General features: G+C 55.5%; 13 protein-coding genes. All 13 read right to left on the bottom strand.

Annotated elements, in window-relative coordinates; genetic code table 11:
- Positions 1–34 precede the first annotated feature (34 nt).
- The 13 genes from ACO5R6_RS05445 to ACO5R6_RS05385 all read right to left on the bottom strand — a co-directional run bounded on the left by ACO5R6_RS05445 (position 35) and on the right by ACO5R6_RS05385 (position 15,588).
- A complete protein-coding gene (locus ACO5R6_RS05445) occupies positions 35–1,519 on the bottom strand; it encodes a hypothetical protein (protein WP_485626178.1) in 1,485 nt (494 codons plus the stop codon).
- 56 nt (positions 1,520–1,575) lie between these two features.
- On the bottom strand, positions 1,576–2,769 hold the full coding sequence (gene larC / locus ACO5R6_RS05440; RefSeq protein ID WP_485626177.1) for a nickel pincer cofactor biosynthesis protein LarC: 1,194 nt from the start codon (positions 2,767–2,769) through the stop codon (positions 1,576–1,578).
- Positions 2,770–2,913: 144 nt separating this feature from the next.
- Positions 2,914–4,635 (bottom strand): alpha-glucosidase, encoded by a 1,722-nt coding sequence (locus ACO5R6_RS05435; protein ID WP_485626176.1) that lies wholly within the window; start codon positions 4,633–4,635, stop codon positions 2,914–2,916.
- Between the two features lie 46 nt (positions 4,636–4,681).
- Complete coding sequence (locus ACO5R6_RS05430) at positions 4,682–6,349, bottom strand: glycoside hydrolase family 13 protein (protein WP_485626175.1); 1,668 nt, start codon at positions 6,347–6,349, stop codon at positions 4,682–4,684.
- Between the two features lie 123 nt (positions 6,350–6,472).
- Positions 6,473–6,619: a hypothetical protein gene (locus ACO5R6_RS05425; protein WP_485626174.1), complete on the bottom strand. Its 147-nt coding sequence runs from the start codon at positions 6,617–6,619 to the stop codon at positions 6,473–6,475.
- Between the two features lie 137 nt (positions 6,620–6,756).
- Positions 6,757–7,626, bottom strand: a complete 870-nt coding sequence (locus ACO5R6_RS05420) for a carbohydrate ABC transporter permease (RefSeq protein ID WP_485626173.1) — start codon at positions 7,624–7,626, stop codon at positions 6,757–6,759.
- A complete protein-coding gene (locus ACO5R6_RS05415; protein ID WP_485626172.1) occupies positions 7,626–8,675 on the bottom strand; it encodes a carbohydrate ABC transporter permease in 1,050 nt (349 codons plus the stop codon). Before ACO5R6_RS05415 ends, ACO5R6_RS05420 begins: the two co-directional genes overlap by 1 nt.
- Before the next feature lie 113 nt (positions 8,676–8,788).
- Positions 8,789–10,090 carry an ABC transporter substrate-binding protein gene (locus tag ACO5R6_RS05410; protein ID WP_485626171.1) on the bottom strand — a complete coding sequence of 434 codons (1,302 nt, stop codon included), beginning with the start codon at positions 10,088–10,090 and terminating at the stop codon, positions 8,789–8,791.
- Between the two features lie 230 nt (positions 10,091–10,320).
- Positions 10,321–11,502, bottom strand: coding sequence for an AI-2E family transporter (locus ACO5R6_RS05405; protein WP_485626170.1), 1,182 nt, complete (start codon positions 11,500–11,502; stop codon positions 10,321–10,323).
- Between the two features lie 54 nt (positions 11,503–11,556).
- Positions 11,557–12,267, bottom strand: a complete 711-nt coding sequence (locus tag ACO5R6_RS05400) for a phosphatase PAP2 family protein (RefSeq protein ID WP_485626169.1) — start codon at positions 12,265–12,267, stop codon at positions 11,557–11,559.
- A 139-nt stretch (positions 12,268–12,406) separates the two neighbouring features.
- Positions 12,407–13,090 carry a DNA alkylation repair protein gene (locus ACO5R6_RS05395; protein ID WP_485626168.1) on the bottom strand — a complete coding sequence of 228 codons (684 nt, stop codon included), beginning with the start codon at positions 13,088–13,090 and terminating at the stop codon, positions 12,407–12,409.
- 126 nt (positions 13,091–13,216) lie between these two features.
- A complete protein-coding gene (locus ACO5R6_RS05390; protein ID WP_485626167.1) occupies positions 13,217–14,275 on the bottom strand; it encodes a hypothetical protein in 1,059 nt (352 codons plus the stop codon).
- Positions 14,276–14,376: 101 nt separating this feature from the next.
- On the bottom strand, positions 14,377–15,588 hold the full coding sequence (locus ACO5R6_RS05385) for an MFS transporter (protein ID WP_485626166.1): 1,212 nt from the start codon (positions 15,586–15,588) through the stop codon (positions 14,377–14,379).
- Positions 15,589–15,786: the final 198 nt, after the last annotated feature.

Here is a 15,786-nt window from a genome sequence, read left to right as displayed (position 1 = left end):
TCTCCCTTGCAGATCAGCCTTATGAATACCTTGCTTATAAACACACTTGTTTCGAGGGACCGGTCGATACGAAGAGGTCTCCCTCCAGGGTCAGCTCGACCGTATCCAGGGCATCTACCGTTCCCGCCGGATAATCCCCTATGTCCACGATGCACTTGCCATTGTGAATCACTCTCAGCCTGGGGTAGTCCGGGTTAAAGTACTTATAGATTTTGATCCTGCTTCCGATCGGAAGTCTGGTCCCGGACGAGATGAGATTCATATTCTCGGGATTCCGTTCACTTGAATCCTGGTCACTGCCTGTCAGAAGGGCGACGAAGAGTCTTCCGCTCCGGTCTTGGATGGTCACCGTCGCATCAGATTCGCTGTCATCCTCATCATCCGGGCTCACCTGGCCCCCATCGTCCGGCTTGCTGTGGCCTCCGTCTCCCGGGCTTACCTGGCCCCCATCGTCCGGCTTACTGTGGCCGCTGTCATCCGGCTTCACCTGGCCCCCATCGTCCGGCTTGCTGTGACCGTCGTCATCCGGCTTTACCTGGCCCCCATCGTCCGGCTTGCTCTGGCCTCCGTCTCCCGGGCTCACCTGGCCCCCATCGTCCGGCTTACTCTGGCCGCTGTCATCCGGCTTTACCTGGCCACCCTCTGTGGGCTTGGTCTGATTGGTCTGATTGGTCTTTCGCTTTTCGGCCGCCCGCCGGTCTCTTTCCGCTTTCTCCCGGATGGCGCGCTCCCGGGCCGCTTTCTCCTCTGCCTCCCGGGCCGCTTTCTCCTCTGCCTCCCGGACCTCTGTCACTTCTTCGTCGCTGGCTGGACGTAGGTCGAAGAAGAGGTCTCCGTCCACCGACAGGTCATCGATGGAAGCGGACTGTCCCTTCAGAATCACCTGATCGGTGACAAGCCGATCTCCGATTCGAATCTGCGCCTTCAGGTCCTTGTCTGTCGGCCGAATCTGAATGCTTCTCCGGCCGAAAGCGAGATCCTCGCCATCCTTTATGGCCCTGCCATCACTTGTCAGTTCTGCCAGACTTCCGTCATTGACATGTACCGTCGCGATCTTCTGCAGGTTCTTGAGGTTGATCTCCTTGGTCTCAATCGCAAGGTTCCCCTTCAAGATCACGTCGTAGATCTTCACTTTTCGATCCGACTCCAGGCGGGGGATGTCATCATCGGCAACGGTCTGCCCGTCATGCCTGATCGACAGGTGTACATCACTGGCCAGGTTGTAAGTATAGACGGCGACATGGCTGCCAATCGGTGCCTTGCTTCCGTCCGTATATTCGGCCAGATCATCTGAGTCCGGATCATAGACGCGCAGGCTGTTGACCTGCCCCTCCTTATTGGCGCTCTGAGCCCCGTTTTGGATGCTCACGCTGACCATCTGTGTCTTGTCCGGCTCCGGCGATCTCATCGGCAGGGGCAGGGCATGTTTGCTTATCCCCCATCCGATCATAACTGCCAGAACACTAATCACTAACACGGCAATCAGGTCGAAAGAGAGATTCTGAAACATCTTCTTCATCTTCTTTCTCCCTATGTCAGCGCCCTCCCGGAACCGATGTTTCGGCAGGGCGCCTCTTATCTCTCAATTCTTGCGAGAACCTCCTCCATGGAGCAGGCCTCTTCCCTGGCGATTTTGGCCAGGTCATCATACTCATATTTGGCCCGACGGACCCCATATCCGGAGGCCTTCTTCCTCCGAACCGGTCCCAGGTCCGTTTGGACCGTCTCAATCTCCCGGTCCAGGATATAGCGCCGCTTGACGCTCTCGCGGACGCCCAGGGTCGTCGTGTGCCTGAAGATCGCCTCGATCACGGCCTGCTTTCGATCCTCCTGGCAGAGGGCGACAAGCAGAACTCCGGGCCGGGACTTCTTCATGAAGGCAGGGCTGGTATAGACCTCAACCGCCCCCGCCTCATAGAGACGATCCATGGCAAAGCCAATCCGCTCCGGCGTCATATCGTCCAGATTGCAGTCCAGCTCACAGATACCGGCCGACCGCTCATCGGTCTCTCCCAAGAAAGCGCGGACCGCATTCAGGCTGGTGAACTGCTTCCCGCCCATCCCGTAACCGGTCCCGGACAGACGCATCGGAGGCATGGCGCCGAAGTCCCGGACAAAGTGCCGCACCAGAGCGGCCCCCGTCGGCGTGCAGAGTTCCCCCTCCACCCGGCCCGCATAGATCGGAATCCCCTCCAGCAGGCGAGCCGTAGCCGGAGCAGGCACCGGGAGCAGGCCGTGGGCCGTTCGCACGGACCCGTAGCCCACCCGGACCGGAGATGCAATGATCCGGTCAACGGAAAGCATCTCAACCAGAAGACAAGCGGAGGTCACATTGATGATGGCTTCCATCGATCCCAGCTCGTGGAAATGGATCTCCTCCACGGACTCACCGTGAACGCTTGCCTCCGCTGCGGCGATCCGGTCATACACAGCCAGAATATTCTGCTTCAGGCCTTCGGAGAGGGCAAATCCCGCCACCATTCGGCGGATCTCCTTCATCCCCCGGTGCGGATGCGCAGCCTCCGCATCATGTCCATGCTCCCGATCGGCCGAACGATGGCCCCGATCCTGCCGGCGGACATATATGTGCGTGCCCTTTACACCCGCATTTCTGACGCTTTCCGCCTCAACCCCGACTCCATCCGGGCCGAGGCCGTTCATAATCTCCAGGTACTCTTTCTGCCGATGCTCTTCCAGAAGCTCGTAAAGCGCAGCTGAGAACATATCTCCTGCGATTCCCATTCCAAGTTCCAAATAGAGTATCCGCATGTCTTCCACTTTCCCCCTTTATTTATAAGGTTTTTTCACAAATTTTTCAAACATTTTCTCGTGAATCGGGTCAGAAAATGAAAGCCAGGACGAACCATCCGAACCAATTGCCCTTTCCCTCCGGTGTCTCCCCGGCGCTCCTCTTCATGCCAGTTCCAGAATCAGTGCCTGGTAGGGTGCCAGGGTCAGGTTGTTCTCCCCGGGCCGGGCCGGGCTTCCTTCTGTCACCACCGCGTCAGGGTTCACATTCACATCCACATCCACATTTGACAGGACAAGCTTTCTGACCTGTCCCGGGAGTTTGACTCTTCTCTCTTCTGTCGAGAAGTTGCCCAGAATCAGAAGGGTCTTCTCCCCTCTTCGATAGAAGGACATAAGTCTCGGCTCCTCCTGCAGATATGGCTCGAAATCACCGTAGACGACGGTATCCCCATAGACCGGGTCCGACCGTAGGGCGGTCAGCCTCCGGTAGTAATTGAGGACGGAATCCGGGTCCTCCTCCTGGGCTCTTACATTGATCTTTCGATAGTTGGGATTGACGGGAAGCCAGGGCTTACCGGAAGTAAATCCCGCCTCGGGGCCGTCGGTCCACTGGACCGGTGTTCTGGCATTATCCCTGCCCATGCGATTGACCGCGGCCATGGCCTCTTCCCGGCTCAGTCCGGCTTCGATGGCCGCCTGATACTGCCCCTTGGCGGCGATGTCACTGATCTGATCCGGCCGGTCTATATGCGTGTTCTCCATCCCGATCTCCTGGCCCTGGTAGATGAATGGGAGTCCCCGCAGCATCAGCTGCATGGTCCCCAGGAACTTCTTGGCCGTCTCGGAGAGGTCTGCCGCCGGGATATAGTGGCTGACTCCTCTTGGCTCATCGTGATTCTCTATCAGGGTGGAGATGAAGGCCCGGTCTCCGATCAGGTCCTGGGTCTCGAAGCAGGCATCCCGGTACTGGTCCGGCTGAATCGGCTTGTCCGCGTACCAGCCCTTGTCGGACCGGCCCACGCCAGCGGATCGGAAGTCGAACATGGTGGAGAAGTAGCCCCTCTTGGCCCCGATCAGCTCCTCGATCTGGTCGGGCTTCTCGTCGAAGACCTCTGCGACCACGAAGGCGTCGTGGGGGACGAAGCACCGGTCCCGCATCTCCCGGAAGAAATCTCCGATCCCCTTCGCCTCCTGAATCATTTGATGGCAGGAGCTCATCCCGTCGCCCCGGTCTGCCGGATAGTTATGGGCCGCCAGGGGGAAGACCTTCTTGATGTTCATGATGGCGTCTACGCGGAAGCCGGCAATGCCCCGGTCCAGCCACCAGTTAATCATCCGGTAGATCTCCTCCCGAAGGGCAGGATTCTCCCAGTTGAGATCCGGCTGCTTCTTGTGAAAGAGGTGGAGATAGTACTTCTTGGTCCCGGGGATGGGTTCCCAGGCGGGGCCCCCGAAATGGGATCTCCAGTTATTGGGTTCATGCCCGTCCACGCCGTCCTCAATATAGAAGTACTTCCCGTAGGGGCCCTCCGGGTCTGCCAGCGCAGCCTGAAACCAGGCGTGCTCATCGGAGCAGTGGTTGACCACCAGGTCCAGAATCACAGAGATCCCCCGCTTCTTTCCCTCCCGTATCAGCTCAAAGAGGTCCTCATTGCTGCCGAATCTGGGGTCGATGCGATAGTAATCTGCGATATCATAGCCCTCATCGGCCAGGGGAGACACAAAGCAGGGCGAGAGCCAGATGATTCCCACATGCAGTTTCTGCAGATAGTCCAGCTTGGAAATAATTCCCCGGATATCGCCGATGCCATTGCCTGTCGTGTCCAGAAATGACTTGGGATAGATCTGATAGGCGATTTTTCCCTGCCACCACATTTTATTCATTGTCTAACCTCATTGAAGAAGAGAAATCCTCTTCCAAGCATTTTCCTTATACTTCCAGGACATAGGCCTCATAGGGGGCCAGTCTTCCGTCCGCCGGATCATGTCCCTCTATGTTCTGAATCAGGACCTTTCCACCGGCAAATGCGGGATCCGGCCGGTATTCCCTCTCATGCGTCGAGAAATTGGCTGCGACAAGCAGGCTCTTCCCCTCCCATTCTCTGGTGTAGACGAAGAGATCCGGATCTTCGGGCAGGAGGAGCCGATAGTGTCCGTAGACAATTAGATCGGAGGCATGCCGGAGGGCGATCAGCTTCTTGTAGTAGGAGAAGACGGAGTCCTTCCGGCCCAGCTGCTCCTTGGCATTGATCCTGACGTAGTTGGGATTGACATCAATCCATGGTTTTCCCTTGGTGAATCCCGCCTGGGGCGCGTCCGACCACTGCATGGGGGTGCGGGCATTGTCCCTGCTCTTGTGCGCGATCATGGGAAGCAGGTCTTTCGGATCCATTCCGGCCTTCTCCGTCAATTCCCAATAGGCATTGATGGACTCCAGATCACGGAACTGGTCCACGGAGGAAAAGCCCGCATTGGTCATGCCAAGCTCCTCTCCCTGATAGATGTAGGGTGTCCCCTGCATCATGTGAAGAATGGTCGCGATCGCCTTGGCGCTCCGCTCCCGGTATTGATCGGAATCATCCCCCAGACGGGAGACAATCCTGGGCTGATCGTGATTGCAGAAGAAGAGGGAATTCCAGGCACAGCCGTCCAGACCCGTCTGCCACTTGGACAGGTTCTCCTTGAGGGGAACCAGGGGCATCTTCATTGTAGACCACTTGTAGGGAGACGCGGGATCCTGATCGAGACCCACGTGCTCGAACTGGAAGACCATGCCCAGCTCCGTTCCCCGGCTGTTGGCGTATTTCTTGGCCTCTTCCAGCGTGACACCGGCCGTCTCTCCCACGGTCATAAGATCGAACTGTGAGAGGACCTCCCGGTTCATCTCCTGCAGGTATTCATGGACATGAGGTCCATTGGCAACGGCCTCCGGAGGACCGTAGAGACCTCCCTGTGTGGGAAAGTCAGAGAAGACGTCCGGCTTGGAGATCAAAGAGATCACATCCATGCGGAATCCGTCAATTCCCTTCTCGCACCAGCGGGTCATCATGTCGAAGACCTCCCGCCGCACCCTCGCGTTATTCCAGTTGAGGTCCGGCTGCTTCTTGGAGAAGAGGTGAAGATAGTACTGGCCTGTCTTCTCATCCATCTGCCAGGCAGAACCGGAGAAGGCGCTCCCCCAGTTGGTGGGCTCATGACCATCCACGGGGTCTCTCCAGATATAGTAGTCCCTCTTATCGTTGTTGCGGCTCTGACGGGACTCTATGAACCAGGGGTGCTCATCGGAGGTGTGGTTCACGACCAGGTCCATGACCAGCTTGATCCCCCTGGCATGGCAGCCATTGAGCACTTCCTCGAAGTCCGCCATGCTGCCGAACTCCTCCATGATATCCTCATAGTCGCTGATATCGTATCCGTTGTCATCATTGGGGGACTTATAAATGGGGGAGAGCCAGATGACATCGATGCCCAACTCCTTGAGATAGTCGAGTTTTGAGCAGATTCCCTTCAAATCCCCGATTCCGTCTCCGTTGCTGTCACAGAAGCTGCGAGGATAGATTTGATAGACGACACTCTCTTTCCACCAGGTTTTCTTCATGATTTGTCCTTCCTCCCGCCGGGAAGCTCCCGATATGATCTTCGCATTCGGGTATCTGATGCCTGCGCATATGCACATTATGCACGCCGCGCCGGCTTTTCACAATGTTCTTTTCCTGATTTTTCAGAAATCTTTCCCAATTTTCCCGGGATTCCTTCTGCATTCCTTTCCGCTCCCTCTCTGCCCCTTCGACTCCTTCCCCGATCTCTTCGGCTCCTTCTCTGCCCCTTCGACTCCTTTCCCCATCTCTTCGGCTCCTTTTTTGTCCATCTAGCCTTTTCCCCTCCTGCCCAGGGCGAGGACTGCCCTTCTGATAACATCAAGAAGGGCCACCGCCCCTTACATCCGCCCTTCCTGCGGACACAAGAGACAGTGACCCCTCTCTTACTTCTTACGGTTTCTATGGATTAACCCTTGACGGCACCCTCAACCATGCCCTTCATGATCTGCTTCTGGCCGATCAGGAAGACAATAATCATGGGAATGATTGCCAGAAGTGCTGCGGTCAGGATCAGATCCCACTGCTTGACGTAAGAGCCCACGAAGGCTTGCACGGCGACGGGCAGGGTCTTGATCTTTCCATTGAGTCCCAGCATCAGGGAGGGGAGAAGGAAGTCATTCCAGATCCACATCCCGTTTAAGATCGTGACGGTCGTGATGACCGGCTTTAAGAGCGGGAAGATGATCCGGAAGAAGGTCCCCTCGGGAGAGCAGCCGTCAATGGCTGCCGCCTCCTCCAGATCATAGGGAACGCCCTTGATGAATCCGGTCAGGATGAACACGGTCATTGCTCCGCCGAATCCGAGATAGGCGAAGACAATTCCGGGAATCGACTGGAGAAGACTGACTCCCACGAACTTGCCCGCATCGCGGAAGGTTGAGATCAGGGGGAGCATAACGACCTGGAAGGGAATAATCATAGAGGCGATGAAGACCATGTAGATGGCCGTCGCCCACTTCTTCTGATTGTTTCTGGAGATAACCCAGGCCGCCATGGAGCCGAGCACCGCCAGAAGGACCAGTGAACAGATGGTGATGATCACCGAGCTCCCGAAGGCAGACCAGAAACGGAAGTTGGAGTTGTTGACCACACTGTGCAGGTTAGACAGGAGCTGGCCAAAAGAAGCCCCTGTGAAGGCAATGGGGTTGGCCACAATCGCGCTCTGTTTCTTGAAGGCATTCAGGATCACCAGATAGAAGGGGAAGAGGATATAGACCGCGATCACAATTCCCAGAATGGTCAAGAGAATTTTCTTTAACTTGCTTGAATGGCTCATTACAACTCCACCTCCTTACGATTCATCGTTCTCACCTGGATGAGAGATACGGCTGCCAGGATAATGAAGAAGAGCACTGCCTTGGCCTGGCCGACCGCATAGCTGTTCTTGGAGATGGCCGTGTTATAGATGTTGAGGGCCAGCATCTGGGTGCCGTTGGCCAGGTAACCGCCCAGGAAGCCGTCCACCGATCCGGTTCCATTGGTCAGAGCCATGTTCACATCGAACTGCTTGAAGGCAGAAGTGAGGGTCAGGAAGGTGCAGATGGTGATGGTCGGCATAATCAGCGGGATCCGGACATTCCACAGAATCTGGCGGGAATTGGCCCCGTCGATGGAAGCCGCCTCAATGACATCCTTGGGAACCTGGGTCAGACCCGTAATATAGATCAGCATGATATAGCCGGCGTACTGCCAGATATAGACGACGATAATACCGACCATGGCCGTCCCCGTATTCGCCAGGAATGAGGTCTTGGTCATCTGAATCAGAACGTTGTTGAAGACGAACTGCCAGATATAGCCCAGCACGATACCTCCGATCAGGTTGGGAAGGAAGTAAGACGCGCGGAAGAAGCCGGTCCCCTTGATGGCGGAAGTGCACAGGAGGGCCAGGGCGAAACCAATCAGGTTGACCATGATGATATTCAGCACGGCGAAGAGGAAGGTAATCAGAACCGACCAGAGGAAGGCCGGATCCCGGAACATGCTCGAGTAATTGGCCAGTCCTACGAACTTGGTGATCTTGATTCCCGTCCAGTCTGTGAAGGAGTAACCAACGCCGAGAACCAGCGGGATGACAACCGTCACCGCAAAGGCGAATACCAGTGGAAAGAGGAATATAAAATAGATGATTCCCCTGTGATGTTTGGGGCTGGGAAGGCGGTAGAGGCCATAGAGGGCGGCCAGGATGCCGATAATCAGCATGGCCCCTCTGGCGCTAAATTTCATCCCGCTAATGTCAATGATCAGTGCACCTACCATGAGGACAATTCCCGTGGTTAGCACACCGATGGAAATAGGTTTTCGTATTGGGGAAGCGTTATTCATTGCTCTTGCTCCTAACTCTCTAACTCTATTCCGGTGTGTCGTCTGCCGGATTGATTGTCAATTATGAAATTGGAAAAAAGGGGGGCTCTGCCCCCCCTGTCTCTCCTCAGCGGTTACTTGCTGTAATAGTCCTTAATCGTTGCCGCAATTTTATTGGTGAAGTCCTCCGGACTTGCGATCTTGCCTTGAGCATAGTCATTGAATACCTGGCCGAGTGCGTTCTGAGCCAGTCCTTCCTTATTGCCAAGCCAGGTCCAGCTGGACGTCTTTCCGGCCTTCTGATAGTCTGTCAGATCCTGTGCGAAGGGGTCAGACGCTACATACTTGGAAGACTTGAAGGGGCTTACAAATCCGGCCTTCTCGACCAGGATCTGCTGACCTGCGTCACCGGCGCACCACTGGAGGAACTTCTTGGCCTCATCGCTGTTCTCATTCTTGGTGACAGCCCAGTAGGAAGGAGAATCAGATTCAAGCCGGTCCATGCCATCCTGGAATGCGTAGGGGATGATGCCGCACTTGAAGTTGCCGGCAGCCTTGTAGGCGTCCTTGTCATCCTTGCCGGTCATTGTCGCGCCGATCCAGGAGCCCTGGGTAACAAAGGCGTACTTGCCTGAGGCGAAGTTTAAGATCTGCTGATCATACGTGCCCGATACCAGAAGTGCGGGATCCGAGTACTTGTTGAAGAGAGCGACCATCTTGGCAAAGTCGTTGAAACGGGTCTTGTCAATCTCACCCTTGGAGAGCATATCGAAATACTTGGTATCGCCTCTCTGGAGGCCGCCGTCCTGGTATGCGGAGAAGATGTGATTGCCGGTAGACCAGTAGAGGTTGACGGGCTCTGTAGAATAGCCGATAACGGCTGTGAGGCCCAGCTCACTCTTCTTGGCATCCAGAGTCTCAAAGGCCTTCTTCATGCTCTCAGGTCCGGTGATGGACTTGGGATCAATGCCCGCCTTCTTTAAGAGATCGGCGTTATAGCACAGACCGATTGCCTCCTGGGTATAGGGGAAGCCGTAGACCTTGCCGTCCTCCTTATAGGCCAGATCCGTGTCCTTGACCCACGCCTGATCGCTCAGGTCGACGATATTGCCCTTCCAGTTCTTGAAGTCACTGGCGCCGCCACACACAAAGAGGTCCGGCATATTTCCGGCCTGGTTGTAGTTCTTCAGCTGACCCTGAATATCAACGCCGCCGCCCATGGACTCAATCGTCACCTTGGTTCCGGTCTCCTTCTCATAGGCCTCTGCCAGCTCCTTGAGCTGGGCGTCAACCTCGATCTTGCCATTCACCAGGCGAAGGCTCTTGCCGGAAGACTTGTTGTCGCCGGATGAGGATCCGCCGTCGCCGCCGCATCCTGAAAATACGGATGCCAGCATAACAGCTGCCATTACAAGCGCTAAGGTTCTTTTCTTCATATTCCCTCCTACTGTGCCCCGGTCAAAACGATTCCAACAGGGAAACGAACGCAACCAGGTTAAACCTCTATTAGGAATAATTATAGCAATTTTATTGATGCAAACTATGTTATATCCGTGTCAGCTGCCTATTTTGTCTGATCTGTACATATTCTGAATGCATTTTTGTGCATTTTATCCGGAGATTTTCTCCCTCCGGCTGCCGGTTCGCAGGTCCTTGTTCCCCTCTCTTATTTTGTTTCTCCGCCACCGGCCGCCTGTTCCGCCTTTTTGTCGAGCTCCGCGCAGCGCCAGTCGACCAGTTTTTCAAAGTAAATCCGGACTAAGGAGGCCAGGGGAACCGCTATGAACATACCGGCCACCCCGCCCACGGCCGAGCCGATCAGAAGGGCCGCGATCACAAGGACCGGGTGCACGGACACGGCATTGGAGAGAATCCTCGGATTGATCACATTTCCGTCAATGGTCGTGACTACAAAGACGGCGATCAGGGCGATCAGAAGCATGCGGTAGTCCCTTGTGAAGATGCAGACGAAGGTCACGCTGATATAGCCGACCGCAGGTCCCACATAGGGGATGAGGTTTCCGATACCCATCATAAGGCCGATCAGAAGGGCATAGGGAACTTCAATCAGGGACAGGACGATGGACATGGTCACGCCAATCAGCACCGCATCCAGCAGCTGGCCCCGCACATAGCCGACAAAGGCGTGCCCCGCGTTCTTCAAAAACTCCGAGAAGTAGTCGTACTCCCGCCTGGGCAAAATCGCCTTGGCCGCCTTGGTCCAATAGGATGCGAATCCCTCGTGGTCCGCCATGAAGTAGATGGAAAAAATCAACGTGACAAAGGCAGTGCCGACAAATCCCGTCACCCCCTTGGCCGCGCTCGTGGCGGAATTCCTGGCCCAGTTGGAAATATTATTGACCGTATTCTGCAGGAGCGACCGATCGATGTTGAAGCGGTCCATTATCTCTCGGACCAGGTTCCAGATGCCGGAGATCGATTCGTGGAAGGTATTGACGATGATCTGAAGGTTCTCCACGCTGACCGCTTGCAGACTGTTGGTCAGGGAGGACAGGAGGAGGGAGGCGACGAGGAAGAAGACCAGGCCGGCCGCCAGGACTGTAATCGCGACAGACAGGCCCCGGGTCCTGTGCTTGTGGCTGCGCAGAAATGGAAGGTGCGCCAGCCCCCTCTCCAGCCTGTGCACGACCGGGGAGAGGAGCATGGCGACCATCACCCCGTAGACCAGGGGCTTTAAGATCCCCGTGATCCAGCCGATGAAGACGCCGGCCTGCCAGAGAACCGTGTCCAGGTGCCGGTAGGCCCAGACCATAACCAGCATGATCAGGAAGGTCAGGAGCACATAGCGCATGATCTTATTGAGAAAATTGTCGTTAAAATTCTTCATGGTACTCTCACTGTTCTTATCTGCGGGCGAGGGCCTTTTCCCATGGGAAAGGCTCTATTTTCTGCCGGGCTCCCCGGCCTCGGCCTTCTCCCGTCTGCCGAGATTCCCCAGGTGGAAGCGGCTGGCAAGGGCATGGCCGAGGACGGACAAGAGAATCCCTGCCGGGATGTCAATTACAAAGTGCTGCTTGGTCGTTACGGTGCTGATATAGATCAGGATGCAGAAAAGGCCTGCGAAGATGCGGTATCCCCTGGAGATCTCCGGCCTCTTATACACCACCAGAAAATAGGAGGTGGAAATCAGGCAGTGGAAACTGGGGAGGAGGTTGGTCCCATAGATGGTCCCATCCGCCGCGTAGGTCCACTGGAGAAGCTCGTTGAAGAAGCCCGGATTGTTGTTGAGCAGGCCTTCTGCCACCCGGTTCATCCCCGTCGGATAGAGGGCGAAGATTGCCGCCCCGATCAGCTCCGCAATGACAACTCCCGCGATGAAATCACGATAACGGGCCTTGTCCACCTTCGAGGCGGCGATGGGCCCTATGATCCAGAAGAGATGGCTGAAGAGATAGATGATGATCCAGAACTCCGGCTGCAGGGGAATCAGGTCATCGATAACCGGGATCTTAGTCGTGTGCCAGGTCACCCCCACCCGCTCCTGATAGAAGCGGATCTGCTCATAGAGCAAGTTCTGCAGGGCATAGAGCAGAATCGCTGTCAGGTATCCGTATAGGGGAAATCCCAATAATTTCTTCTCGAGGAACTTCATGAACTTTTCCTTATATGTCCTTTTGTCTTTGACTTCGTTTCATGGTTAGTGTAATCGCTTTTGGGCAGAAATGCCACTTGCCCACTCTGCGCCGCTTCCGTCTTCTGTACCCCGTTTCCGATTCTCATTCAAGCTCGCCCTATCCCCGCCTCAATCCTCTGAGATACTCCTTCTTCTCTTCGCTGATCCGGTGACTCTCACGGGCCTTCTGAATGGTCTTGTTGTGGGTCCAGACCGAGAGCCGGTCCTCTTCCAGATAGGAGATGGCGGCCTCCCACTGCTTGGCAAGAGCAGTGGCGAAGAACCAGGCAATCATCATGTTGACATAGTATTCATCGGACCGGACCGCTGCGGGCAGATCCAGATATGCGGGCTTGAACGAATCGTCCAGGAAGTGAGTCATCAGCATCTCTATTCCAAAGCGGCAGGTGTAGGTCAGGTCCGAGTCGATCCAGTGCGGTATCCGGTCGAGGAGCCGGTCCCTCTCCTTCTTGAAGATGCACGGAGAGAGAATATCACAGACAGCCCAATTGTCGACATAGGGGAGAAAGGCGTCCAGGGCCTTGATGCAGGCCTCGAAATCTCGGATGTTGGAGATCAGAAGACTCTGGAGCATATTCTCATCATAATAGGTGTGGGGCAGGTCTTGCATAAAGTCCCGGCACTTGCCCGGATCCTCCCGGCCGATCCGCTTAGCCAGCTCTCTGAGTTCCGGCACACGAACGCCGATGAAAGCCTCTCTTGGGACATTGGGTGTGAGTCTGCTCTGAAAGTCGGCATAGCCCGTGTCCCGAAGGGCGAATAGCTCCTCCTGAATCGTCATCTTCCCTCCTCTCTCCGGAAATCCTCCCGATTCTGTCTCTTCCTTCTTGAGCCTGCCTCTCCCGCCACTTTCCGCTCGCTCAATCCCCCACGGCCGGCCGCCGGCTCGTATTCCCCGCCGGTTTCCCTACAGATCAAACGACAGACTGACGGACAGCAGGGGGATCTCTCCGGACCGCCCCTCCGGCGCGTCCGCATTGATGAGGCCGGCATACTCCTGAATGAAGTCCAGTGTCTTCGTGTGAAATTCAATCAAATCAGGAATCCGATCCTCCCGGCTCAGGTCCGCTGATGTAGCAGCCTGACAGGCCTTGTAATCCAGTTTCAGAGAGAAGTTCGCGCCGGGGACGCGTTCGGCAAATTCCTTCCTTAGATAGTCTATCGCATCCTGATAGCGGTCGTCTGAGAGGATCTTCCTCCCATAGAAATCCCTCCCAACCGTAAGCCGAAAGGAGAAATCCGGATAATTCTTGAGCCGGATGTAATACTCTCCCGGGTAGACCTCCGACTCACGATAATCGGCATTTCCCTTGCCATATACCGCCTCCAGGTAGTTTGAGATATCGCGGTCATCCACCGGGCCCGACTTCCGCAGGTTCATCCTGGGGCTCCCGGTCTTCTTCGATGCGTCTTTTCGCAAGGCTTTCTCTTGGTCTTCTGTTGTGGTTCTGACACTGAGAGTCACACCCGTACCCCTGGCGACCGCCGGATAGTTCTCCCTCATATCCTTAACAAGGGCTTCCACCTTCTTCTGCAGATCCGCGATGTTCTTCTCATCGGAGAAATCCGACCTGACTTCAATCTGCATCCAGCCGCCTGCATATTTGCTTGTATAGCTGATATTCTTCTGCTCCTCGGGGGAGAAATACTTGGGCACAAGGAGACTCCCCAACTTCTCCATCCGATTCTCCACAGAGGAGTGTCGCGGAAGCGGAATCACGCCTCCCCTCGTTATCGTCTTTGTCACGGTGTAGCGAAGCTCCGGATACCGGGGCAAAGACACCTCCCAGTGATCTTTGTCGACCTGCCTGAGTTCATAATTCCCGGCTCCATACTGCTCTTCCAGTCTCTGGCGCAGCTCCTCTGTCGTCAGAGGATGTCCATCCACATAGATATGACAAGCCGCACAGACAGACATGAGTCCCACGATCAAGAAGACGGCTGCGGTTCTCCGAATATATGACATCCCTTACCTCCTCCATACAAGCCCTTCGTTCCTTCCCGGTATCTTGTAACACAGTCTGCTCTATGGACCATATTAGCAGACAAAAGCCCCCTCTTGTATCCCTATTCTAAAAGCTCCTGGCTTCCCCCCCCTTTTCTCACGAAAAGCAGGAGATAGGCACCCAGACACAGGACGATAAAGAGGGGCAGAAGAAGGATTCCTAGCCGATACCCCACCCGGTCGATCAGACCGCCGAAGCTGAAATTAAAAAGAATGTCAAAGCAGGTCGCAAGCCCCATAATCGCCCCCGCCGCTGTTGTCGCGATGTCCTCCGGGAAGTAGAGGCGGATGCACATGGTCATGGTCGGATAGATGACAGACAGGCCCAGTCCGGCCGCGAAGAGAAGCCAGTAGGCTCTGCCCAGGAAGAAGAAGGATAGGAGATAGAAGCAGGTGCCCCCGCCAAGAAAAAGGAGGAGGGCCCTGCGAAGGTCCATCCGGCCGACTAAGGGGGCGAAGATCAGCCGTCCCAGCATCATTCCGAAGAAGAAGAGGGTGGGAAGAAGGGAGGCCCGGTTCGCCTCCATCCCAAGGCCCTTGCGGCCATAGAGATTCATCCAGTTCATAATCCCATGTTCCGCGATGAAATAGAAACCGAAGATCAAGACAAAGAGCCAGAAGTCCCCCTCTCTTATAATCCGCCGGTAGACTGCGCCAACCCGGTCCCTCCCCTCTCCTTCCCTCGTCTTGCGATCCGCTTTCTCAAGCGATGAATCTCCGGCGGACAGCCTGAAATAAGCCAGCCATGAGACCAGACCAATCGCAAGGAGGGCAAGACACAGGAGTTTCCAGGTCCAGATCGAATCTGCCCTTCTGCCCACCCCTCCCTGGGTCAGGGTCGTTCCGATTTCCTGAATAAAGAAGAGACTGTTGACCGCTGTGGCCGGACCCACAAAGAGGAGGGGACTCATCATATTGAGCAGAATATTTAAGAGGGTCGACGCCCCCATCGCCAGGAAGACGCCCAGGAGAAGGGCCGGGTAGGAATCCGTCAGAAGATAGATGCCCTGAGACAAGATCCAGGCGAAAAGAGAGAGTAAGAAGGCTCTTCGGATCCCGATGCGGTCAGACATTCCGGTCCCCACCAACATAAAAAGAAGGTTTCCCAGATAGGAAACCATAATGATCTGAGAGATCTGCCCGGTGGATAGGGAAAAGCGCACGCCGAACAGGGGGGCGAATACCCCCCTGGCCGCATCGCTTGCCCCCAATCCCAGCATCATAAGGGCAAATATCAGATAATAACCGCTTCTCCTTGCACTAGTCTTTTTCATCTCCGTCTCGTTGGTCTCTGATGCGTTAAAACGCTCCCCTTTCTTCTCCCATTGGTCTCTATTGTAAGAAGTCATCCGCAATAAATCAATTTCTCCGCATTTCTTCAGGCCAAAGGGCGGACATCACCAAACGCAGCAAAGGAGCTGTGAAAAAACAACCTCATCTTAGTTGGGTTAGCACCCAGTGGCATTTACCAC

The sequence above is a fragment of the Shuttleworthella sp. genome, assembly GCF_057251025.1.
The sequence above is the reverse complement of the archived record's forward strand: the minus strand, read 5'-3'. Positions and strand labels throughout refer to the sequence as shown.